The organism is Allobosea sp. UC22_33 (assembly GCF_042700715.1).
Taxonomy (GTDB): Bacteria; Pseudomonadota; Alphaproteobacteria; order Rhizobiales; family Beijerinckiaceae; genus Allobosea.
Genome location: NZ_CP170556.1, coordinates 1,117,388 through 1,138,430 on the forward strand (window position 1 = coordinate 1,117,388; position 21,043 = coordinate 1,138,430).

Sequence of the window (21,043 nt, forward strand, 5' to 3'; positions counted from 1 at the left end):
GAGAGCTACTCCTTGAACTGGAAACGGAAGAGGCGGTCAGGCGGCTATCAGCCGACGACGCCCATGATGTCGGATTCCTTCATGATCAGGAGATCCTGACCATCGATCTTGACCTCGGTGCCGGACCACTTGCCGAACAGGACGCGGTCGCCCTTCTTGACGTCGAGGGCAACGAGCTTGCCGGCCTCGTCACGCGCGCCGGAACCGACGGCGATGACCTCGCCCTCCTGGGGCTTTTCCTTGGCGGTCTCGGGGATGATGATGCCACCCTTGGTCTTCTCTTCGCCATCCAGGCGACGGACCACGACGCGGTCATGCAACGGACGGAACTTCATGGTTCTGTCTTCCTCTCGATCTTATTCGGTTCGGGCGCCGCTGACGGGCACCCGGGGGACGCTGTTAGCAGTCACCAAGTGAGAGTGCTAACAGTTGCAGCCGGAGATAGGCGCGAGGTCGCGGAGAGTCAAGGAAGCGCCCCGCGATAAAGTGAATGCCGGCGGATGCGATGTCGCAGGTCCCTGCAGGCCTGCTGGCAGCAGCGCTTGAACACGCTAACATGGCGTAATGACGACGCCCTCGCCCGACCCGCGCCTCGACGCCATCGCCCGTTCCTGCGTCGCGCTGCATGTCCGCATGACCGCACGCGCCGTGACGCGGGCCTATGACGAGGCAATGCGCCCGAGCGGCCTCAAGATCACACAGTTCGTACTGCTCTCGGCGCTATCGACCGGGCAGTGGAAATCGGTCACGGAGCTGGCGGAACGCTTCGCACTGGAGCGGACGTCGCTGACGCGCAACCTCCAGCTTCTGGCGGCCGAGGGCATGGTCGAGCCGGTCGAGTGCCGCGGGCGGGCATCGGTCTATGCGGTGACGGAGAAAGGCAAGGCCGCGATCGAGGCCGCGATCCCCTATTGGCGTGCGGCGCAGGACAAGATCGAGGGCGGCTTTGGCGAGGACCGCTGGCGCGAGACCCGCGACGGCCTGAAGGCGCTGCGCCGGGCCGCGCGCGGCGAGCGCTGAAGCTGGGTTCGTCGGTTGACCGTCGCAGGTCCATGTCTCTATCGTGCAGATACACGATTGGAGATTGGCATGAATCGCACGGTTGGGGTGGTGTCTCGCGAGGACCTGGTCGCGGGCGATGGCTTGAGCTTCCTGCGCGGGATCATCGCCGGCACCAATCCGGCGCCGCCCTTCGCCGATGCCATGGATTTCGAGCTGGTCGAGGCCGACGAGGGCAGGGTGGTCTTCGTCGGCCAGCCCTCGGCGCGCTTCTTCAATCCGCTCGGCACGATCCATGGCGGCTGGACCGCGACGATCCTCGACTCCGCCATGGCCTGCGCCGCCCATGCGACGCTGAAGCCCGGCGAGGGCTACACCACGCTTGAGATGAAGCTGAACTATGTCCGTCCGGTCATGCCGGATAGCGGCCCGGTGCGCTGCGAGGGCAAGTTGATCCATCGCGGCAGTACGGTGATCACGACGGAGGGGAGGCTGGTCGATGCCCGCGGCAAGCTGCTCGCGCACGGCACGGAGACCTGCCTGATCCTGCCCGGCAAGCGAGCGGAAGTCTGAGCGGCGCTGTTCGGCCTGCTGCGGCTGCGCTATGGGACAAGCACCGTCGCGGGAGCTGCCCGATGCCGTTCGTCCCGTTCCACACGCCGGATGTCGCGGCGCGATACCGTTCCTTCCCGGCGCAACTGCAGCATCCTCTGCTTGAGCTACGCCAGCGCATCTTCGACGTCGCGGCTGCAACGCCCGCCATCGGCGCTCTCGCCGAAACCCTGAAATGGAACGAGCCGGCCTATCATCCCGCCCGAGCGCGCATCGGTACGACGATCCGGCTCGGCCCGGTCCGCAGCGCGCCTGACGCCTACGCGCTCTACGTCCATTGTCAGACCAGCCTGGCAGGCACGTTCCGGCAGCTCTACCCCGCCATCCTGCGCGTGGATGGCGAGCGGGCTCTGGTGTTCCGCCTTGGCGAGGCTGTGCCGACGGAAGCGCTCGACCATTGCATCGCGCTCGCCCTGACCTACCACCTCAAGGGCGCCATCAACGCCGGCTGACGGCGATGGCGCCCGCGACGATCAGCAAGGCGCCGAGATAGGTCGTGTAGAGCGGCACTTCGCCGAAGACGAAGAAGCCGAGCAGGCTCGCCCAGATCAGCGCCGTGTATTCGATCGGGGCCAGGCGCGAGGCGGCCGCCCGGGCATAGGCCGAGGTCAGCGTGAGGTGGCCTGCAACGCCGAGCGCTCCCGCAAACAGATAGGCCGCGAGATCCGCCAGCGTCATCGGCACGAAGGCAAGCGCCGCCGGAACGGCGAGGCAGAGCGCGGGCCCGACATTCTGGAAGGCGACGATGACGGTCGGGTGTTCCCTGAGCGCGATGCGCCGGAGCAGGATCAGGTTGAAGGCATAACTCACCGCCGAGAACAGTGCGGCGGCCACGCCGAGGCTGGCGCCGCTGACATGGCCCTGCAACCGCGGCCAGACCATGACCAGCATGCCGGCGATCCCAAAGCCGAGCGCCTGCAGGATGCGCCTGTCGATCTTCTCCTTGAGCAGGAGCCCGCCGAGCAGCGCGACGAAGACCGGCGCGAGGAACGAGAGCGTCAGCGCCTCCGCCAGCGGCAGCACGGAGACCGAGTAGAAGAAGCTGCTGGCGGTGAGCACCACCAGAGGAATCCGTGCGAGATTGCCGATCAGGCTGGCCTGCGTTGGCCGGGGCGGCCGCGCGATGGCGAGCACGATCAGCGCGCAGATGCCGCCCATCACGAAGCGCATGAACAGCGCCACGATGAAGGGATGCTGCTGCATCTGGCCCTTGATCACCCCGTCCATGGCGGTGAGCAGGGCGATGCCGAGGGCGGCCCGGAAGGCGATCGAGAGGGTCACGGGGCGCCGCGAAGCGGCTTGCGGAAATGATATTCCCAGCTTTCCGAGGCATCGCCGAGATAGCGCTCGCCCGGCCAGCGCGCGAAGCCGAGCTTCTCGTAGAAGCGATGGCCGCGGGTGAAGCGCGTATCCGACCACAGCGTCATCTCGGTGAAGCCGCCCTGTTCGGCAAAATCGAGTGCCCTGGCGAAGAGGGTCTGCGCCAGCCCGGCGCCGCGGAAGGCGGGGTCGACATAGACCTTGGCTAATTCGACGGCATTCTGCTCGGATACGGGCCTGACGCCGAGCGAGCCGGCGATGCGCTCTTCCGGTCCGTCCACGATCCAGAGCATGCCGCCCTTGGCGGCGAAATAGGATGCCGGCCGGCGCAATTCGGGCAGCTCGTCCTCGACGAAGACGCAGCCCGGATACTCGGCGAAACTCGCCGCGATGAGGGCGGAAAGCGGGCCGGAATCGTCGTCTCGGGCAGGCCGGATGGGCGTCGTCATGATGTTGGCCTTACGGTCAAATCCTGTCGCCGTGAAGATGCGGGAATGGCATCGCCCAATGCCGTGGCGGCAGGGCGGAGCGGGCGGTGCTTTGCAACGCCTCTTGGAAAACCGGTTTCGTCCGGCTACCCCCGGTTTCGAGGGCGCGGGGATCGCTGAGTCGAGCGCTTCGGCGTGGCAGCCGCAGGATCGGAAGGGAGTGACGAAGGCACGATGACCGTTCTTCTGCCCTTCATCGTCAATGCCGGGCTGAATTTCGTCCTCGGGCTGCTCGTCGCCCTGTTCCTCGGCCCGGAAGCCTTCGGGCTCTACGCCATCGGCGCCGCGACCGTCGTGCTCGTCAACACGGCGCTGCTCGACTGGCTGAAGATCTCCGTGGTCCGCTTCTATTCGCTCCAGAGCCGGGAGAGCGATCCCGGCATCCGGGCGACGCTCGATCTGCTTTTTGCCGGCGTGGGCTTGTCGCTCTGCGGGCTTCTCGCGGCAGCGATGCTGGCGGGCGTCGATACCGGCCTGCCGGCGGCGCTATTGATGGCCGCGGTCGCGGGTGGCATCGCCGCCGGCTGGTTCGACTATCACGCAGCCATCGCCCGCGCCCGCTTCCTCGACGCAGCCTATGCCCGGCTGGTCCTCGTCCGCAGCGTTGCCGCCCTGCTGCTGATGGTCGGCGGCGCCTGGTGGACCCGTGACCCGACTGTGGTCCTGCTCGGCGGCGTGCTCAGCGCGGTCGCGGCGGTTCTCGCCAATCGCGGCCGGCTGTCCGATGCCAAGCCGGCGCCGGGAGCGGTCCGAACCGACCTGATGCGCAATTTCGCGCGCTATGCCCTGCCGCTGGTCGCGGGCAATGCGGTCTATGCCGCGATCCCGCTCATCAATCGCGCCATCCTGGCCGACAGCCATGGTTTCGCCGAGGCCGGCTATTTCTCGCTGGCCTCCGATATCGGCCTGCGGCTCTTCCCGGTGCTGGCCTCGATGCTCGAGATCGTGCTGCTGCGCGAGATCATCCGCCTCGACGAGACGCGCGGGCGCGTCGCGGCGCAGAAGCGCATCGCCCGCAACATGGTCGTCGTCGTCGCCTGCGTGCTGCCGGTCGGGCTCGGCTTCTGGCTGATCCTGCCCGCCTTCGAGCGGCTCTTCGTCCCGCAAGGCTTCCGCGGCCACTTTGCCGGCCATATGGCGCTGCTCCTGCCGGGCTTCGCCGCGATCGCGCTGTTCCAGGCGGCGCTGGCTCCGGTCTTTCTCCTGGCGAAACGCACGCTCATCGCCGCCCTTGCCGCCCTGATGGGACTGGCCGTCAATCTCATCATCATCTTCGCCCTGCCGGGCGCGCTCGCGCCGACGACGGTCGCGGTCGCACAGAGCGCCGCCTATCTGACGGCGCTGCTGGTCACGGCGGTGGTGGCGTTGCGCGCGCTTCCGGTCGGGCCGCCCTGGCGCGAGATCGGTTGCGTCCTCGCTGCCGGGGCTGCGATGGGGCTGGCGATCTGGCCGCTGCGCGGCATGTTGCCGGCGGTGCTGGAGCTGCCGCTCCAGATCGTACTTGGAGGGCTGGTCTATGCGGCGGTCATCCTGGCCTGCGATGTCGGCCGCTGGCGCACCGGCCTCAAGCTGCGCTGGCTCGCCCGGCGCTCTGCGCGTCGGTGAGGCGGCAAGGTTTCCTTCACCCTGTCGCTTGACCGCTCGCTAAGGTTAATTCTGCGAATTGAGCGGTTTCAGGTCGGTTTTTGCCGCTGAGAGTCAACGATTCACCATTCCTTTGAAGGCGCAACGCAGGCTTCCGACAGTCGATGTCGAGAGTGTTTGCGTCATGCGTCGAAAGATCTTCCTTCCGCTCCTCGCTGTTGCCGGAGCCCTGGCCGCGGCCGGGCCGGCTGCCGCGCAAGGCTACCGCCAGAATTACGGCTACGCCGCGCCGGAACGATCCGATGGCTGCCGGTGGCGGGCGCGGCAATTACGGCGGCGGCTTCATCGAGATGCTGATGACAGGCCGCGACCCGAGCCCTGCCGGCCGTGGCAGTGCCGTCTATAACCGTCCGGGCGGCTACGCCTATGGCCAGCGCATGCAGCCGCAGGGCGGCTACGAGGTTGATCCGTTCGAGGCGGCGCGCCAGCCACGCGCCACGCGCCGCATGGCTGCGCTCGGCGAGCCGGTCGAGCCGCAGCAGGGCATCCAGCACATCGTCGATCCGCGCTTCCGCAAGCAGGAAGTCGCGTATGACGGCCCGCACAAGCCGGGCACGATCATCATCGACACGCCGCAGCGTTTCCTCTTCCTGGTGCAGCCGGGTGGCCGGGCGATGCGATACGGCATCGGTGTCGGGCGTCCGGGCTTCTCCTGGGCCGGCATGAAGACGATCACCCGCAAGGCGGAATGGCCGAGCTGGACGCCTCCGGCCGAGATGCTGAAGCGCCGGCCCGATCTGCCCCGTTTCATGACCGGCGGTCCCGACAACCCGATGGGCGCGCGCGCCATGTATCTGGGATCGACGCTCTATCGCATCCACGGCACCAACGAGCCGAACACGATCGGGCAGGCCGTGTCCTCGGGCTGCATCCGCATGACCAATGACGACGTCACCGATCTCTACGAACGGGTCCGCGTCGGCGCGAAGGTGCTGGTGATCTGAGGCGAAAGCCACACCCGACACCATGAAAAACGGCGGCTCGCCAGGCGAGCCGCCGTTTGCATTTCATCCGGCGGGCAAGACCGGGTGGAGGTTCTCAGACCCAGCTATCGTCGTCCCCGCCGCCATCGTCGAAGCCGGGATCGGCGTCGTCATGGCCTGCGTTCTGGTAATTGGCCTCGCCGTCATAGCCCTGGCCGTAGCCGCTATCCCCGGCGGTCTGGTCGGCTGCGGGCTGGGCGCTGGCGCTCTGATCGGCCGCGGCCTGCTGCGGCGCAGCCGATGTCGAGCTGGCGCTCGCCCCGGTGTCGCTCGCGGTCTGGCTCGCGGGCTTGCTGCCGCCGCCGAAGGCGTTGGTCAGCACATTGCCGAGCATCATGCCGCCGGCGACGCCGGCCGCGGTGGTCAGCGCGCTCGCCATGAAGCCGCCGCCGCGGGCCTGTTGCTGCGGCTGGTTGCTCCAGGGGCCGGGCTGGCCTTGTGCCTGCATCGGCATGGCCTGACCGGGCGCGCCCTGCGCCTGCGACTGCGTGTTCCAGACGCCTGACGGAGCTGGGGCATCGCTGCGCGGCGGCACGGGCGGAACCGAGCCGGTGCGCGGCACCGATCCACCGCCGAAGATGCCCGACAGGAAGCCGCCGGCCTGCGGCTGCGCCGCTTCGCTGGCGCGGTTCTGGGCCTCGCGCAGCTGCGCCTGCAGGCTCTCGACCTGCTGGTTCAGGTTGGTGAGCGCCTGCTCCTGCACATAGACCGCCTGGGCCATGGCGTAGGGCGCATAGGGCTGCTCGCGCAGGCGTTCCGCGATGAAAGTCTCAGCCTCGGGGTCGCGAGGCTGGTTGGCTGCCTGCCGAAGGCGGTCGAAAATCCCGGCGATCACGTCGCGTTCTTGCGGCGTCATCGTCATCTCCTCTCGTTGTGCAGCGCGGTTGCGCCGTGCTCAAGAGGTGGGATCGGCCTGTGACAGTATCAAGGCGGTGCTGCGACCGCATCGGACCGAAAGGTGGATTTCACCTTCCGGGAGAATCCGATGCGACAACCGATGGATCGCCCGGCGTCAGATGCTGCCGAGATCGTCGTCCGGCGGCGGCATCTCGTCGACCTCGGACGGTGCCTGCAGGGTGCCGCGGTTGAGCACCACGACGGTCGCCCCGGTCGGGACGCGGCCATAGAGGTCGATGATGTCCTGGTTGAACAGGCGGATGCAGCCCGAGGACACCGACTTGCCGATCGACCACGGCTCGGAGGTGCCATGGATGCGATAGAGCGTGTCGCGACCGCCCTGGTAGAGATAGAGCGCGCGGGCGCCGAGCGGGTTCTCGATGCCACCGGCCATGCCGCCGGCCCAGGGGCGGTTCCGCTCCGGCTCGCGGGCGATCATCGCCGGGGTCGGGGTCCAGCGCGGCCACTGCGCCTTGCGGGCGACCGTGGCGCGGCCGCGCCAGGACATGCCCTGCTTGCCGACGCCGATGCCGTAGCGCACGGCGCGGCCGCCTTCCATCACGAGATAGAGATAGCGGTTATCGGTGTCGACGACGATCGTGCCGGGTTGTTCGCGGGTCTGGTAGGAGACGATGCGGCGCAGGAACTGCGGCTCGACCTCGGAGAGATCCGTCGCGGGCAGCGGATGCTGTTCATCCGGTCGCTCGCCATACATCGCCAGATATTCGGCGCTGATATGCGGCCCCTGATAGGCCGCGGCCTCGATGGGCTGCTGGCGCTGGCTGACGCAGGCCGCCAGGAAGAGCGGGCTGAGCGCCGCGAAGACGCGGCGGGTCGGCCGGGCGAGGGGGGAGGCGGGCGGGCGGACGGAGGACATCGGCGGACAACTCGGCGTTACGGGCATGAATGAACTGCGGGACGGCGCCGTGGTTCCATGCGCCGTTGACGAACCCTGTTCAAGGCGGCCGAGATGGCCTTGGGGTGAACAGGAGATGGCCAAATTGTGTCCGCGCAACACTGTGGCCGTTCGGCAACAGGCGGGTGGGCCGCCCGGGAGGCTCCGCCCGGCCGTTCAGGCCGCTTCCTGCAGCCCCCATTTGAGCAGCCCCAGCCTTTCACGGGCCCACCAGCGCCAGAGCATCATCACGGAGACGACCGTCAGCCCGATCGCCAGCCCGATCCAGATGCCGCGCCCGGCGAGCGGTGTCAGGAAGCCCAGCGCAGCCGAAAGCGGCAGGCCGATGCCCCAATAGCCGATGCCGGCGAAGATCATCGGCAGGCGGGTATCGCCGAGCCCGCGCAGGATCGACGAGCCGATGACCTGTGCGCCGTCGACGATCTGGAAGACGGCGGCATAGAACAGGAAGAGCATCGCCAGCTCCGCCACTGCCTCTGCGCCGGGCTTGGAGCGGTCGAGGAAGGGCGCGACCAGCCATTCCGGCACGATCGCCATCAGCAGGGCCGTAAAGGTCATGAAGCTCAGCGCGAGGACGAGGGCCATCGTGCCGGCTCTGCGGATGCCCTCCTTGTCGCCGGCGCCGAGGGCGCGGCCGACACGGACCGTACCGGCCTGGCCGATCCCGAGCGGCACCATGAAGGTCAGCGAGGCGATCTGGATCGCGATGGCGTGCGCCGCGAGCGATGACGCGCCGATCAATCCCATCAGGAAGGCGGCGCCGTTGAAGATCACCACCTCGAAGGCGAGCGTCAGGCCGATCGGCAGGCCCAGGCGCCAGAAGGCGCGGTAACGCGGCCAGTCGGGCACCCAGAAGCGGCCGAGCAGGTGATAGCGCCGGAAGCGCCTGTCGCGCACGACGACGAGCGCGAGCCCCACGAACATCAGCGTCGATGACAGGGCGGTCGCCAGCCCGGAGCCGGGCAGGCCGAGCGCCGGAAAGCCCAGCCGCCCGAACATCAGGCACCAGTTGGCGAGGGCGTTGAAGGCCAGCGCGAACAGCACGACGATGAAGGCCCAGCGCGGCCGCAGGAGCGCGGCGACGAAGCCGCGCAGGCACAGATACAGGAAGAAGGGCAGCAGCCCCCATTGCAGCGTGTGGACATAGGACGCGGCGGCTTTGGAGAGAGCGGGATCCTGACCCATCGCCCTGAGGATGAACTCGGCCTGCCAGAGGAAGAGCCACATCGGCCCGACCATGGTGGCGGCCGCCCAGAATCCCTGCCGGACGGTGCGGCGCAGGTCGCGCACCGCATGCCTGTTGCGGCCGAGCTCGATCGCGATCATCGGCGAGACCGCGCCCATCACGCCGATGCCGAAGATCAGGACGGCGTTGTAGAGGTTGCTGCCGAGTGCGCCGGCCGCCAGCGCCTCCGGGCTGAGATGGCCCATCATGATGACGTCGGTCGCCGTCATCGCGTTCTGCGCGACATTGGTCAGCACCATCGGCCAGCTCAGGGCCAGCATGGCGCTGGCCTCTGCGAGCCAGGGACGAAGCGGGCGGGATGCGGCGATCTCGGACATGGGGCGCCGCTTCTACCGCCGATCCGAGCACCGAAATAGCCGTTGCCGCGCGCTCCACCGTCCGGAGCCGATGCGCTGGACGCGGGTCGACAACCGCCGTCGCGGTCTGCATCTTGCCTTGCCGACGACGGAGGGCCTGGACGGATGAGCACCAATCTGAGGATCGACGGCGCGAGGCTGACCTCGCGCCTTGCCGAGCTTTCGAAGATCGGTGCGACGCCGGAAGGCGGCTGCCGCCGCCTCGCCCTGACTGATGAAGACAAGCAGGGGCGCGACTGGCTGGTCGGTCAGATGAAGGCGCTCGGCCTCGACACCCGCATCGACGCCATCGGCAATATCGTCGGCATCCTCAAGGGGCAGCAGGACGGCCCCGCCGTCGTCATGGGCTCGCATATCGACACGGTCGGCACCGGCGGGCGCTTCGACGGCGCGCTCGGCGTCGTCGCCGGCGTCGAGGTGCTCGCCGCCCTGCGCGATGCCGGGCTGACGCCGAAGCGTGACATGGCGGTGATCGCCTTCACCAACGAGGAGGGCGCGCGCTTCCATCCGGACATGCTCGGCTCCTATGTCTGGGCCGGCGGCATGAGTGTCGAGGCGGCCCACAAGGAGGTTGATTCCGAGGGCGTTGGCCTCGGCGCCGAACTCAAGCGCATAGGCTATGAGGGCGCGGAGAAACCGGGCTTCCTGCCGGCCCATGCCTATATCGAGATGCATATCGAGCAGGGGCCGGTGCTGGAGAACGAGGGCGGCGGGCTCGGCGCCGTCACCGGCATCCAGGCGATCTGCTGGCTGGAGCTGACCCTGAAGGGCCGCCCGAGCCACGCCGGCACGACGCCGATGGCCTATCGCAAGGACCCGGGGCTGGCGGCCGCGCGCATCAACATCTTCGCCAACGAACTGACCAGGACCATTCCCAATCAGCTCGCCAATAGCGGCGTCATCCGTGTCCAGCCCGGCAACGTCAATGTCGTGCCCGAGACCGTGGTGATGACGCTCGACCTGCGCAATCCGCTCGATCAGCCGCTCGCCCAGGCTGAGGCCGCGGTCCGCGCCTTCTGCGCCGAGCTCGCCGAGCGCGACGGCATCGAGATCTCCTTCCGCGATCTCGCCCGCTTCCCGGCGACGCCCTTCGCAGAGGAGATCATTGCCGAGGTCGAGCGCAGCGCCGGCGAATTCGGCCTGCCGATCCGCCGCATGATCTCCGGCGCCGGCCATGACGCGCAGATGATGGCGCGGCTCTGCCCGACGGCGATGGTGTTCATCCCGTCGATCGGCGGGCTCTCGCACAACCCGGCCGAGTTCAGCACCGATGACGACATGGTCGCCGGTGCCAATATCCTGCTCACCACCGCCTGGCGCGTCGCCAACGCCTGAGAGGTTCCCGCATGACGACGATCGCCACGCTGTCCGCCGCCGAGCTCGGCCCGCTCTATGCGAGCAAGCAGCTCTCCCCCGTCGAAGTGGCGAAGGATGCGCTCGCCCGCATCGAGCGCTTCGAGCCGGCCGTCAACGCCTTCGCCGTCCGCGACGACGCCGGAGCGCTGGCCATGGCCGAAGCCTCGCAGGCGCGCTGGCTGAAGGGCGAGGCGATCGGCCCGCTCGACGGCGTGCCCGTCACCATCAAGGACAATCTCGGCGTCGCCGGCTGGTCGATGCAGCGCGGCTCGGCGATCGCCTCGGACGTGCCCTTTGCCGAGGATTCGCCGGTTGCAGCGCGCTTGCGCGAGGCGGGTACCGTCTTCCTCGGCAAGACCACCATGCCGGAATATGGCTGGAAGGGCGTCGGCGATTCGCCGCTGACCGGTATCACGCGCAACCCCTGGAACACCGGCACCGGACCGGGCGGCTCGTCCTCGGGCGCGGCGGTCTGCGCGGCGCTCAATCTCGGCTGCATCCATATCGGTACGGATGGCGCGGGCTCCGTCCGCATTCCCGCGGCCTTCACCGGCGTCGTCGGCCTGAAGCCGAGCTATGGCCGCGTCCCGGCCTGGCCGATCTCGGTCATGGGCTTCCTCGCCCATCTCGGCCCGCTGACGCGCACCGTCACCGACACGGCGCTTGCCATGAAGGTGATCGGCCAGCCCGACGCACGCGACATGACCGCGCTGCTCGATCGCCCGCCGGATTATGTCGATGGCCTCAAGGGCAGCATGAGGGGCCTGCGCGTCGCCTGGTCGCCGCGCCTCGGCCGGTCCGTGACTGTTGATCCCGAGATCGCCGCCCTGACGGCTGCCGCCGCGCAGGCCTTCGCCGAGCTTGGCGCGACGGTGGAGGAGGTCGATCCCGGCTTCGATGATCCCATCGATATCCTGATGACGCTCTGGTCGTCCGGCGCGGCGCTGGCGCTGAAGAGTATCGATGCGGCCGGCCGCAAGCAGATGGACCCCGGCCTCGTCGCGGTAGCGGAGCAGGGCGAGCGCATCCCCGCCTCGGCCTATGTCGATGCGCTCCTGAACCAGCGCAACGCGCTGGCCTACAAGATGGCGCAGTTCCACCAGCAATATGACCTGCTGCTGACGCCGACCCTGCCGCTGCCGGCCTTCGCGGTCGGGCGCGATACGCCAGAGCACGGCGCCTATGGCGAGGACTGGACGCGCTGGACGCCCTTCACCTACCCCTTCAACATCACCGAGCAGCCGGCGGTCTCCGTCCCCTGTGGGTTGACCAAAGCGGGCCTGCCCGCAGGGCTCCAGATCGTCGGAGCCTTCGGCAAGGATGCGCTCGTGCTGCGGGCGGCTGCAGCCTTCGAGCAGGCTCGGCCCTTCGCCCGCGTGGATGAACCGGTCAAACCGATTTAATCGCGATTATTTTCGCTTTTCCCGGAACGGGCCGAAAAGGACCGTCCGAGAGCCGAAACGGTGGGCTCCCCGCCCGAAAGTTCCGTCTGGCACGAACCGTGCAGGCGGTCCGGCAGCCTCGATCGGGTGCTGCGGCGTGTTGTCAGGCGGGATTTTTCTGCCCAAACTCGCGCCAAGGCAGCCCGCTTAGAGGCGCCGCTTCAGGGGAGAGCAAGATGGATCGCAGGACGTTTCTGAAATCCGCGACGGGCGCCGGCATGGCTGCCGCGACCGGGGGGCTGGCGATGCCGGCCCTGGCGCAAAGTCCAGCCAAGACCCTGCGCTTCGTACCGCAGGCCAATCTCGCCAATTTCGACCCGATCTGGGGAACGCAATACGTCGTCCGCAACGCCGCGGCGCTGGTCTGGGACACGCTCTACGGTATCGATTCGAAGTTCCAGCCACAGCGCCAGATGGTCGAGGCCGAGGAGGTCTCCTCCGACGGCCTGACCTGGACTTTCAAGCTGCGCTCCGGCCTCAAGTTCCATGACGGCACGCCGGTCACCTCCAAGGACGTGGTCGCCAGCCTCGTGCGCTGGTCGGCGCGCGATCCGATGGGCCTGATGCTGCGCGCGATTCAGGTCGAGCTGGCCCCCGTCGACGAACTGACCTGGAAATGGTCGCTGAAGCAGCCCTTCCCGAAAATGCTGCTGGCGCTGGCCAAGAACAACGCGCCCTGTTCCTTCGTGATGCCGGAGCGCATCGCCAAGACCGACCCGTTCACGCAGATCACCGAATATATCGGCTCAGGCCCGATGAAGTTCCTGCGCAGCGACTGGGTGCCGGGCGCCAAGGCGGTGTTCGAGAAATTCGCCGATTACAAGCCGCGCTCCGAGAAGGCGGACTGGCTCGCCGGCGGCAAGAACATCCTCGTCGACCGGATCGAGTGGGTGATCATGCCGGACGCCGCGACGGCCGCCGCCGCGCTCCAGAACGGCGAGGTCGACTGGTGGGAGACCCCGCTCGCCGATCTCGTGCCGGTGCTGAAGGGCCATAAGGACATCAATGTCGATATCGGCGATCCCCTGGGCAATGTCGGCGCCTTCCGCATGAACCACCTGTTCCCGCCCTTCAACAACGTGAAGGTGCGGCAGGCGGTGCTGACGGCGCTGAACCAGGAAGACTACATGCGCGCCGTCGTCGGCGACGACGACAAGCTCTGGAAGCCGCTGCCGGGCTTCTTCACCCCGGGCACGCCGCTCTACACTGAGGAAGGCGGCGACATCCTCAAGAAGCGCAATGTCGCCGAGGCCAAGAAGCTCCTTGCCGAGGCCGGCTACAAGGGCGAGCCGGTGGTCTGCGTCGTCGCGCAGGACATGGCCGCGACCAAGTCGATGGGCGATGTCACCGCCTCGCTGCTGAAGAGCATCGGCATGAATGTCGATTTCGTCGCCACCGACTGGGGCACGGTCGGCTCCCGCCGGGCCCAGAAGACGCCTCCGGGGCAGGGCGGCTGGAGCATGTTCCACACCTGGCATGCCGGCGCCGACTGCATCAATCCGGCCGCCTATACCGCGATCCGCGCCAATGGCGACAAGGCCTGGTTCGGCTGGCCCGACGTCCCCGCGGTCGAGACCGAGGTCACCAACTGGTTCAACGCCAAGGACCTCGCCGAGGAAAAGGCGGCGATGGGGCGCCTCAACAAGGCCGCCGTCGAGAATGTTGTCTTCGCTCCGACCGGCTTCTATCTGGGCTACCAGGCCTGGCGGAAGAACGTCACCGGCGTGGTCAGCGGGCCGCTGCCGTTCTTCTGGGACGTCAAGAAGGGCTGATCGCCCTCTCGCGGAGCGCAACGCCGCTCCGCCTTTCCGGAGCCGCCCGAGCTCCGCTGCCTCGCTTCGTCGCGACCCGGAAGAACTCCGGGCCGCGGCTCCCGGATTAGCCGTGATCGAGGTCCGACTGCCCTATGCTCGCTTTCGTCGTCAGGCGCATCATAACGACCATCCCCGTGATGGCCTTCGTGGCGCTGTTCGTCTTTTCGTTGCTCTACATCGCCCCGGGCGACCCCGCCGCGATCATCGCCGGTGACCAGGCCTCGCCGGCCGATGTCGAGCGCATCCGCGCCAGCCTCGGCCTGGACCGGCCCTATCTCGTGCGCTTCGCCGAATGGTCCTTCCGCGTGGTCCAGGGCGATCTCGGCACCTCGATCTTCACCAACCTGCCGGTGACGCAGCTCATCGCGCAACGCATCGAGCCGACGCTGTCGCTGATGGTGCTGACGCTGATCTTCGCCGTCGTGATCGCCGTGCCGATGGGCGTGCTTGCCGCCTGGAAAGCCGGCAGCTGGGTCGACAAGGCGGCGATGGGCTTCGCCGTGCTCGGCTTCTCGGTGCCGGTCTTCGTCGTTGGCTACCTGCTCGCCTATCTCTTCGCGCTCAAGCTCGACTGGCTGCCGGTGCAGGGCTACACGCCGTTCTCGCAGGGCGTCTGGCCCTGGCTCAGGAACCTGATCCTGCCGGCCGTCACGCTCGGCCTCGTCTATATCGCGCTGATCGCCCGCATCACCCGCGCGACCATGCTCGAGGTGCTGCAGCAGGATTATGTCCGCACCGCCCAGGCCAAGGGCGTGGCGCAGAAGGACGTGCTCTTCCTGCATTCGCTGAAGAACGCCGCGGTGCCGATCGTCACCATCATCGGCATCGGCATCGCGCTGCTGATCGGCGGCGCCGTCGTCACCGAGAGCGTCTTCGCCATTCCCGGCCTCGGCCGGCTCACCGTCGATGCCATCCTGCGCCGCGACTACCCCGTCATCCAGGGCGTCGTGCTGATGTTCAGCCTGGTCTATGTGCTGGTGAACCTGCTGATCGACCTGACCTATACCCTCGTCGACCCGAGGATCCGCTATTGACCGCTTCATCGACCCCCGCGACCATCGCAGCTCCCGCCGTTGAACCGGTGAAGGCCGAACTGAGCCGCGCCGCCCGCTTCCGCCGCTATCTGCGCCGGCATCCCTCCGTTGCCGTCGGCGGCGGGCTCCTCATCCTGATGGCGCTGATCGGCATCTTCGCGCCGCTGCTCGGGACCACCGACCCGACCGCGATCGCGCCGTCCAGGCGCACCCGCGTGCCCTCCGAGCTGTACTGGTTCGGCACCGATATGCTCGGCCGCGACGTCTATTCGCGGGTGATGTACGGCGCCCGCGTCTCGCTGCTGGTCGGCTTCAGCGTGGCGGTCCTGTCCTCGATCGTCGGCCTCACCATCGGCCTCTTCGCCGGCTTCGTGCGCTGGGCCGACGGCATCATTATGCGCATCATCGACGGCATGATGTCGATCCCGCCGATCCTGCTCGCCATCGCCCTGATGGCGCTGACGCGCGGCTCGATCCAGAACGTCATCATCGCCATCACCATCGCCGAGATCCCGCGCGTGGCGCGGCTCGTGCGCGGCGTCGTGCTGTCCCTGCGCGAGCAACCCTATGTCGAGGCTGCCGTCGCCAACGGCGCGCGCGTCCCGCGCATCATCCTCAGGCATATCCTGCCCAACACCTTCGCGCCGATGAGCGTGCAGGCGACCTATATCTGCGCCAGCGCCATGATCGTCGAGGCGATCCTGTCCTTCATCGGCGCGGGCGTGCCGCCGGCGACGCCATCCTGGGGCAACATCATGGCCGAGGGCAGGGCGCTCTGGCAGGTCCGGCCGCACATCATCCTGTTCCCGGCGGTCTTCCTCTCGATCACCGTCCTCGCAGTGAACCTGCTCGGCGACGGCCTCAGAGAACTCCCTCGATCCGCGTCTCGCCAAGACCCTCTGAGGGCCCGCCCCGCAGCTGGGACAACCCACGCCCCGCATTGCCGGCGCTTGACGCGCCGGCTCGGCACATCGAAGCCTTCCCCTCAGGGTGATCCTCATCCGGAGCCTATGCCGTGACCCGTATCCTGACCGTCGCCGCCGCCCAGCTCGGCCCCATCCAACGCGAGGAAAGTCGGGCTTCGGCCGTCGCCCGGCTGATCGACCTGATGCGGCAGGCGAAGAGCCACGGCGCCGATCTCGTGGTCTATCCGGAAGCCGCGCTCACCGCCTTCTTCCCACATTGGTGGATCGACGACGAAGCCGAGATCGATAGCTGGTTCGAGAGCGCCATGCCCTCGAACGAAACCGCGCCGCTCTTCGAGGAGAGCAAGCGCCTCGGCATCGGCTTCCACCTCGGCTATTGCGAACTCGCCTTCGAACAGGGCCGCAAGCGACGCTTCAACACAGCGATCCTGGTCGACAAGTCGGGCTCGATCGTCGGCAAGTACCGCAAGATCCATCTGCCCGGGCATCCCGAGCATCGCCCCGCTGCGCCCTTCCAGAATCTGGAGAAGCGCTATTTCGAGACTGGCGAACTCGGCTGGCCGGTCTGGCGGACGATGGATGCCAATATCGGCATGATGATCTGCAACGATCGCCGCTGGCCGGAAAGCTATCGCTCGATGGGTCTGCAGGACGTGGAGCTGATCGTGCTCGGCTACAACACGCCCAAGCACAATCCGCCCGCCCCGGACCATGACCGGCTCGGCAATTTCCACAACCAGCTCGTGATGCAGGCCGGCGCCTATCAGAATGCCACCTGGGTCGTCGGCGTCGCCAAGGCGGGGCTGGAGGCCGGCGTCGACCAGATCGGCGGCTCCTGCATCATCGCGCCGACCGGCGAGGTCGTGGCCCAGGCCGTGACCGAGGATGACGAGCTCGTCGTCGCCCGCTGCGACATGGATCTCGGCAAGAGCTACAAGGCCTCGACCTTCAATTTCGCCAGGCATCGCGAGCCCCAGGCCTATGGCCTGCTCGTCGAGCGCAAGGGCGCGGTTTCCCCCGTTTGATCAGCCCCCAGAGGACAAAAAAGTGACCCACGATCTCATCCTGAAGGGCGGCCGCGTCATCGACCCCTCCCAGAAGCATGACGGCATCCTCGATGTCGCCTTTACGGACGGCAAGGTCTCCGGCTTCGGCAAGGACCTGAAGGGCGCCAAGGAAATCCGCGACGTCTCCGGCTACATCGTCTCGCCCGGCCTGATCGACCTGCACACCCATGTCTACTGGGGCGGCACCTCGCTCGGCATCGACGCCGACGAATTCTGCCGGCTTTCCGGCGTCACCACCTCGGTCGATACCGGCTCGGCCGGCCCCGGCAACTGGCCGGGCTTCCGCAAGCACGTCATCGAGCCGAGCCAGGCGCGCATCCTCGCCTATCTCCATGTCTCGCATGCCGGCATCTACGGCTTCGACCATCGCGTCATGGTCGGCGAGAGCGGCGACCTGCGCCTGATGAACCCGATCGACTGCGCCAGGGTCGCGGACGAGAACCGCGACTACATCGTCGGCATCAAGGTCCGCGTCGGCCTGCACGCTTCGGGCGACCAGGGCACCAAGCCGCTGAACATCGCGCTGCAGGTCGCCGAAGAGGTCGGCATGCCCCTGATGTGCCATATCGACCATCCGCCGCCGTCCTATGAGGAAGTCATCGCCATGCTCCGGCCGGGCGACGTGCTGACCCACGCGTTCCGCCCGTTCCCGAACGCGCCCGCGACGGCGCAGGGCACGGTGAAGCCGGAGGTGCTCGCTGCCCGCAAGCGCGGCGTCATCTTCGATATCGGCCACGGCAAGGGCTCGTTCTCCTTCAAGACCACGCGCGCCATGCTGGCCAACGGCTTCGAGCCGGATGTGATCTCCTCGGACGTGCACAAGCTCTGCATCGACGGCCCGGCCTATGACCAGGTCACGACGATGTCGAAATTCCTCTGCATGGGCATGAGCCTGAACAACGTCATAGCCGCCTCGACCGTGAACGCCGCCATGGCGCTGAAGCGCCCGGAATACGGCTCGCTCAAGGTCGGCTCGCTCGGCGACGCGACGATCCTGACCGTCAAGGAAGGCAAGTTCGACTATGTCGACGTCGTCGGCGAGCACCTGATTGGCGACCGGAAATTCGTCTCCGAGGGTGTCGTGCTCAAGGGCAAGTGGTGGCACCCGAAGCGGACCGGCAAGTTCCCGAAGGTCGCGGCGTAGGTTTTCATGTCACGCGAAACGGGCTGGCGCCGCATGACGCCGGCCGATCTGCCGGCCGTGATGGCGATCGCGGCCGTCGTGCATCCGGACTACCCCGAGGACGAGGCGGTCTTCGCCGAGCGCCTGCGTCTGGCACCCGAGGGCTGCCATGTGCTGGCCGGCGAAGATGGCGCGTTGCGCGGCTATCTCGTCAGCCATCCCTGGCCGGCGGGTACGGTACCGGCCCTGAATTCCCTGCTCGGAGACATGCCGCAAGGCGTCGCGAACTGGTATCTTCACGATCTCGCCTTGCTGCCGGCCGGGCGCGGCAGCGGGGCGGCGGGCACGATCGTCGCGGCGATCGCCCGTCATGCCGCCGAAACCGGCCATACCAGCCTCGCGCTGGTCGCGGTCAACGATTCGACCGGCTTCTGGCGGCGGCAAGGATTTCGCGAGGTGCATGACCCCGCGCTTGATCGCAAGCTCGCGAGCTATGACGATGCGGCCCGCTATATGCGCCGCGAACTGAACGACTGACGGGACATGCCGGCGCGCCAGATGCCGGCGGGATTTGAGGAGATAACGCCATGAGCGCCGAAGACAGACTGAAGGAGCTGGGGCTGACCCTGCCGGATGTGCCGACGCCGGTCGCGACCTATGTCAGCTTCAAGCAGGTCGGTGACATGGTCTATCTCTCGGGCCAGGGTCCGAAGCGGGCCGACGGCACCTATCCGACCGGCAAGGTTGGCGCCGACGTCACGGTCGAGCAGGCCTACGAGCATGCCAAGCAGACCGGCCTCGGCCTGCTCGCGGCGATGAAGAAGGCGGTCGGCTCGCTCGACAAGGTCGAGGTCGTCAAGCTGCTCGGCATGGTCAATGCCGTGCCCGAATTCTCCGATCATCCCAAGGTCATCAACGGCTGCTCGGACCTGTTCGTCGCCGTGCTCGGCGATCGCGGCTGCCATGCCCGCTCGGCCGTCGGCATGGGCTCGCTGCCGAACCGCATGACCGTCGAGATCGAAGTCATCGTCAAGGTGCACCCATGACTGCCGCTTCGCCCAGCGTGACCGCGACCACCTCCAAGGCCGTCGACCAGCCGGCCGCGACCCCGCTCGCCGCCGAAATCGCCCGCGTCTACGGCACGCCCGCCGTGGTCATCGATCTCGACAAGGTCGATGCCAATATCGCCCGCCTGCAGGCCACCTGCGACGCCGCCGGCCTTGCCAACCGCCCGCATATCAAGACGCATAAGTCGCCCGAGCTGGCCCGGCTCCAGATCGAGGCCGGCGCACGCGGCATCACCTGCCAGAAGCTCGGCGAGGCCGAGATCATGGCCGATGGCGGCATCGACGACATCCTGATCAGCTACAACATTCTCGGCGAGGAAAAGCTCGGCCGTCTCGGTGCGCTCCAGCGCCGCGTCAGGATGATCGTCGCCGCCGACAACCCCGTCACCATCTCCGGCCTGCCGCGCGCCGGCGAGATCGCCGGGCGCGACCTTGAGGTCGTCATCGAATGCGACACCGGCCGCAAGCGCGCCGGCGTCGAGACGCCCGGCGAGGCGGTCGAACTGGCCAAGATGGTCGCGGCCTCGCCCGGCCTGCGCTTCGCCGGTTTCCTGATGTACCCGCCCGAGGATGGCTGGGACCGTACGCAGGTCTTTCTGGACACGGCCAATGCCGGGCTGCGCGATGCCGGCCTCAAGGCCGATATCGTCTCGACCGGCGGCTCGCCCAATCTGCCTCATATCGGCAAGTTGAAGGGCTCGACCGAGCACCGCTCGGGCACTTCGATCTTCAACGACCGCATGCAGATCGCGGCGGGCGTCGCGACGCTCGATGATTGCGCCCTCATGGTCTACGCGACCGTCGTGAGCCGGGCGGGCCCGGAGCGCGGCATCCTCGATTCAGGCTCGAAGACGCTGACCAGCGACAAGGGCAATCTCGACGGCCACGGCTACATCCTCGAATACCCGGCGGCGCGGATCGCGCAATTCGCCGAGGAGCACGGGTTCCTCGACCTGTCGGCGTCGAACAAGCGCCCCCTCGTCGGCGAGGTCGTGCGCGTGGTGCCGAACCATGTCTGCGTCGTCGTCAACATGGTGGATCGTTTGATCACCGTGCGCGGCGACAAGCTGATCGGGGAGTTGCCGGTAGCGGCGCGCGGGCGCCTGACCTGACGCTCAGTTCTGCAGCACCTTCGATCCCTTGATCGTGACATTGCCGGACGCCTTGGCCTCTAGGCGTCCGGAAGCTTTGAGCGTGATGTCGCGCCCCCTGCAGCTCAACGCTGCCGTCCTTCTTCAGGTTCAGCCTGGCATCGCCGCTCTTGAGCGTCGCCGCATCGGCGCTCTCGACCGCAAGTGTCTTGCCGACGCGGACAGACATGTCCTCTCCGACGCTCATCGCCATGCTCTTGCCGGCCGTGATGGCGAAGTTCTGTCCGCTGTCGATATCGCAGCCCACTGCCGCGCTGATGCTCAAGCTGCGCGTTTCGAACGAGGCCTCGTGACCGCTGACGCGCAGCCGGTTGCCGACGACCAGGGTGGCATGGTTGCTAGCGTTTACGCTCAGATTGTTCCCGGCCGTCATCGTCATCACGTTGCCAGATGTCATCGTCATGGCGCTGCCTGCGTACAGCTCCATGCCCGATCCGGAAAGAACGGTCAGCGAACCGCGTGCGTTGATGACGACATTGCCGCTGCGATCCGCCGATATCGCTTGCACCAGGGCTGCAACCTGCGCCTCAAGCGTGGCGATGCGTTGCTGCAGGGCTTCGATGTTCGGATCGGCCATCGTATTTCCTCGCTCGTCGGTATGC

Annotated in this window: 21 protein-coding genes and 1 pseudogene; 15 read left to right on the top strand and 7 right to left on the bottom strand. The window is 67.5% G+C overall.

Annotated features, from left to right (window positions below):
• Window positions 1-47 precede the first annotated feature (47 nt).
• On the bottom strand, window positions 48-335 hold the full coding sequence (groES, locus tag ACFJGT_RS05245) for a co-chaperone GroES (protein WP_061964603.1): 288 nt from the start codon (window positions 333-335) through the stop codon (window positions 48-50).
• Between the two features lie 229 nt (window positions 336-564).
• Between groES and ACFJGT_RS05250 the strand changes: the two genes are divergently transcribed.
• From ACFJGT_RS05250 to ACFJGT_RS05260, 3 genes are all read left to right on the top strand, one after another.
• Window positions 565-1,020 (top strand): MarR family winged helix-turn-helix transcriptional regulator, encoded by a 456-nt coding sequence (locus ACFJGT_RS05250; RefSeq protein WP_377846572.1) that lies wholly within the window; start codon window positions 565-567, stop codon window positions 1,018-1,020.
• Between the two features lie 69 nt (window positions 1,021-1,089).
• Window positions 1,090-1,572 (top strand): PaaI family thioesterase, encoded by a 483-nt coding sequence (locus ACFJGT_RS05255; RefSeq protein WP_377846574.1) that lies wholly within the window; start codon window positions 1,090-1,092, stop codon window positions 1,570-1,572.
• 62 nt (window positions 1,573-1,634) lie between these two features.
• Complete coding sequence (locus ACFJGT_RS05260; RefSeq protein WP_377846576.1) at window positions 1,635-2,063, top strand: DUF1801 domain-containing protein; 429 nt, start codon at window positions 1,635-1,637, stop codon at window positions 2,061-2,063.
• On the opposite strand, the gene ACFJGT_RS05265 is transcribed toward ACFJGT_RS05260, so the two are convergent.
• On the bottom strand, window positions 2,050-2,892 hold the full coding sequence (locus ACFJGT_RS05265; RefSeq protein WP_377846578.1) for a DMT family transporter: 843 nt from the start codon (window positions 2,890-2,892) through the stop codon (window positions 2,050-2,052). The genes ACFJGT_RS05260 and ACFJGT_RS05265 overlap by 14 nt on opposite strands.
• Window positions 2,889-3,380 carry a GNAT family N-acetyltransferase gene (locus tag ACFJGT_RS05270; RefSeq protein WP_377846580.1) on the bottom strand — a complete coding sequence of 164 codons (492 nt, stop codon included), beginning with the start codon at window positions 3,378-3,380 and terminating at the stop codon, window positions 2,889-2,891. The genes ACFJGT_RS05265 and ACFJGT_RS05270 overlap by 4 nt, the downstream gene beginning before the upstream one ends.
• A gap of 213 nt (window positions 3,381-3,593) precedes the next feature.
• Between ACFJGT_RS05270 and ACFJGT_RS05275 the strand changes: the two genes are divergently transcribed.
• Together ACFJGT_RS05275 and ACFJGT_RS05280 are read left to right on the top strand one after the other, a co-directional pair.
• On the top strand, window positions 3,594-5,024 hold the full coding sequence (locus tag ACFJGT_RS05275) for a lipopolysaccharide biosynthesis protein (protein WP_377846583.1): 1,431 nt from the start codon (window positions 3,594-3,596) through the stop codon (window positions 5,022-5,024).
• 281 nt (window positions 5,025-5,305) lie between these two features.
• A complete protein-coding gene (locus ACFJGT_RS05280; protein WP_377846585.1) occupies window positions 5,306-6,007 on the top strand; it encodes a L,D-transpeptidase in 702 nt (233 codons plus the stop codon).
• A 94-nt stretch (window positions 6,008-6,101) separates the two neighbouring features.
• Here ACFJGT_RS05280 and ACFJGT_RS05285 read toward each other — a convergent pair whose 3' ends face one another.
• From ACFJGT_RS05285 to ACFJGT_RS05295, 3 genes are all read right to left on the bottom strand, one after another.
• Window positions 6,102-6,902 carry a DUF2076 domain-containing protein gene (locus ACFJGT_RS05285; RefSeq protein WP_377846587.1) on the bottom strand — a complete coding sequence of 267 codons (801 nt, stop codon included), beginning with the start codon at window positions 6,900-6,902 and terminating at the stop codon, window positions 6,102-6,104.
• A 156-nt stretch (window positions 6,903-7,058) separates the two neighbouring features.
• Window positions 7,059-7,820 (bottom strand): L,D-transpeptidase, encoded by a 762-nt coding sequence (locus tag ACFJGT_RS05290; RefSeq protein WP_377846589.1) that lies wholly within the window; start codon window positions 7,818-7,820, stop codon window positions 7,059-7,061.
• A 195-nt stretch (window positions 7,821-8,015) separates the two neighbouring features.
• On the bottom strand, window positions 8,016-9,422 hold the full coding sequence (locus tag ACFJGT_RS05295; protein WP_377846591.1) for an MATE family efflux transporter: 1,407 nt from the start codon (window positions 9,420-9,422) through the stop codon (window positions 8,016-8,018).
• 144 nt (window positions 9,423-9,566) lie between these two features.
• Between ACFJGT_RS05295 and ACFJGT_RS05300 the strand changes: the two genes are divergently transcribed.
• The 10 genes and pseudogenes from ACFJGT_RS05300 (at window position 9,567) to ACFJGT_RS05345 (ending at window position 20,402) form a co-directional block, all read left to right on the top strand.
• Complete coding sequence (locus ACFJGT_RS05300) at window positions 9,567-10,796, top strand: M20 family metallo-hydrolase (RefSeq protein ID WP_377846594.1); 1,230 nt, start codon at window positions 9,567-9,569, stop codon at window positions 10,794-10,796.
• Window positions 10,797-10,807: 11 nt separating this feature from the next.
• Window positions 10,808-12,220 carry an amidase gene (locus ACFJGT_RS05305; protein WP_377846596.1) on the top strand — a complete coding sequence of 471 codons (1,413 nt, stop codon included), beginning with the start codon at window positions 10,808-10,810 and terminating at the stop codon, window positions 12,218-12,220.
• A 215-nt stretch (window positions 12,221-12,435) separates the two neighbouring features.
• Complete coding sequence (locus tag ACFJGT_RS05310; protein ID WP_377846598.1) at window positions 12,436-14,031, top strand: ABC transporter substrate-binding protein; 1,596 nt, start codon at window positions 12,436-12,438, stop codon at window positions 14,029-14,031.
• A gap of 134 nt (window positions 14,032-14,165) precedes the next feature.
• Window positions 14,166-15,107: an ABC transporter permease gene (locus ACFJGT_RS05315; RefSeq protein ID WP_377846600.1), complete on the top strand. Its 942-nt coding sequence runs from the start codon at window positions 14,166-14,168 to the stop codon at window positions 15,105-15,107.
• A gap of 47 nt (window positions 15,108-15,154) precedes the next feature.
• Window positions 15,155-16,010: pseudogene (locus ACFJGT_RS05320) on the top strand (ABC transporter permease).
• 112 nt (window positions 16,011-16,122) lie between these two features.
• Window positions 16,123-17,058 (top strand): N-carbamoyl-D-amino-acid hydrolase, encoded by a 936-nt coding sequence (locus ACFJGT_RS05325; RefSeq protein ID WP_377846602.1) that lies wholly within the window; start codon window positions 16,123-16,125, stop codon window positions 17,056-17,058.
• Between the two features lie 22 nt (window positions 17,059-17,080).
• The gene (locus ACFJGT_RS05330; protein ID WP_377846604.1) at window positions 17,081-18,244 is read left to right on the top strand and encodes an amidohydrolase/deacetylase family metallohydrolase; all 1,164 of its coding nucleotides are present in this window, start codon (window positions 17,081-17,083) and stop codon (window positions 18,242-18,244) included.
• Between the two features lie 6 nt (window positions 18,245-18,250).
• Window positions 18,251-18,760, top strand: a complete 510-nt coding sequence (locus ACFJGT_RS05335; protein ID WP_377846606.1) for a GNAT family N-acetyltransferase — start codon at window positions 18,251-18,253, stop codon at window positions 18,758-18,760.
• Between the two features lie 50 nt (window positions 18,761-18,810).
• Window positions 18,811-19,269, top strand: coding sequence for a RidA family protein (locus ACFJGT_RS05340; protein WP_377846610.1), 459 nt, complete (start codon window positions 18,811-18,813; stop codon window positions 19,267-19,269).
• Complete coding sequence (locus ACFJGT_RS05345) at window positions 19,266-20,402, top strand: alanine racemase (protein WP_377846612.1); 1,137 nt, start codon at window positions 19,266-19,268, stop codon at window positions 20,400-20,402. The genes ACFJGT_RS05340 and ACFJGT_RS05345 overlap by 4 nt, the downstream gene beginning before the upstream one ends.
• On the opposite strand, the gene ACFJGT_RS05350 is transcribed toward ACFJGT_RS05345, so the two are convergent.
• Complete coding sequence (locus tag ACFJGT_RS05350) at window positions 20,338-21,018, bottom strand: hypothetical protein (protein WP_377846614.1); 681 nt, start codon at window positions 21,016-21,018, stop codon at window positions 20,338-20,340. The genes ACFJGT_RS05345 and ACFJGT_RS05350 overlap by 65 nt on opposite strands.
• Window positions 21,019-21,043: the final 25 nt, after the last annotated feature.

Bases quoted from the DNA above. Each gene is read 5' to 3' on its own strand.
- ACFJGT_RS05280 (WP_377846585.1), top strand. From the start codon at position 5,306: ATGGCTGCCGGTGGCGGGCGCGGCAATTACGGCGGCGGCTTCATCGAG.
- ACFJGT_RS05250 (WP_377846572.1), top strand. From the start codon at position 565: ATGACGACGCCCTCGCCCGACCCGCGCCTCGACGCCATCGCCCGTTCC.
- ACFJGT_RS05275 (WP_377846583.1), top strand. From the start codon at position 3,594: ATGACCGTTCTTCTGCCCTTCATCGTCAATGCCGGGCTGAATTTCGTC.
- ACFJGT_RS05335 (WP_377846606.1), top strand. From the start codon at position 18,251: ATGTCACGCGAAACGGGCTGGCGCCGCATGACGCCGGCCGATCTGCCG.
- ACFJGT_RS05305 (WP_377846596.1), top strand. From the start codon at position 10,808: ATGACGACGATCGCCACGCTGTCCGCCGCCGAGCTCGGCCCGCTCTAT.
- groES (WP_061964603.1), bottom strand. From the start codon at position 335: ATGAAGTTCCGTCCGTTGCATGACCGCGTCGTGGTCCGTCGCCTGGAT.
- ACFJGT_RS05260 (WP_377846576.1), top strand. From the start codon at position 1,635: ATGCCGTTCGTCCCGTTCCACACGCCGGATGTCGCGGCGCGATACCGT.
- ACFJGT_RS05285 (WP_377846587.1), bottom strand. From the start codon at position 6,902: ATGACGCCGCAAGAACGCGACGTGATCGCCGGGATTTTCGACCGCCTT.
- ACFJGT_RS05350 (WP_377846614.1), bottom strand. From the start codon at position 21,018: ATGGCCGATCCGAACATCGAAGCCCTGCAGCAACGCATCGCCACGCTT.
- ACFJGT_RS05340 (WP_377846610.1), top strand. From the start codon at position 18,811: ATGAGCGCCGAAGACAGACTGAAGGAGCTGGGGCTGACCCTGCCGGAT.
- ACFJGT_RS05310 (WP_377846598.1), top strand. From the start codon at position 12,436: ATGGATCGCAGGACGTTTCTGAAATCCGCGACGGGCGCCGGCATGGCT.
- ACFJGT_RS05295 (WP_377846591.1), bottom strand. From the start codon at position 9,422: ATGTCCGAGATCGCCGCATCCCGCCCGCTTCGTCCCTGGCTCGCAGAG.
- ACFJGT_RS05345 (WP_377846612.1), top strand. From the start codon at position 19,266: ATGACTGCCGCTTCGCCCAGCGTGACCGCGACCACCTCCAAGGCCGTC.
- ACFJGT_RS05315 (WP_377846600.1), top strand. From the start codon at position 14,166: ATGCTCGCTTTCGTCGTCAGGCGCATCATAACGACCATCCCCGTGATG.
- ACFJGT_RS05300 (WP_377846594.1), top strand. From the start codon at position 9,567: ATGAGCACCAATCTGAGGATCGACGGCGCGAGGCTGACCTCGCGCCTT.
- ACFJGT_RS05270 (WP_377846580.1), bottom strand. From the start codon at position 3,380: ATGACGACGCCCATCCGGCCTGCCCGAGACGACGATTCCGGCCCGCTT.
- ACFJGT_RS05290 (WP_377846589.1), bottom strand. From the start codon at position 7,820: ATGTCCTCCGTCCGCCCGCCCGCCTCCCCCCTCGCCCGGCCGACCCGC.
- ACFJGT_RS05255 (WP_377846574.1), top strand. From the start codon at position 1,090: ATGAATCGCACGGTTGGGGTGGTGTCTCGCGAGGACCTGGTCGCGGGC.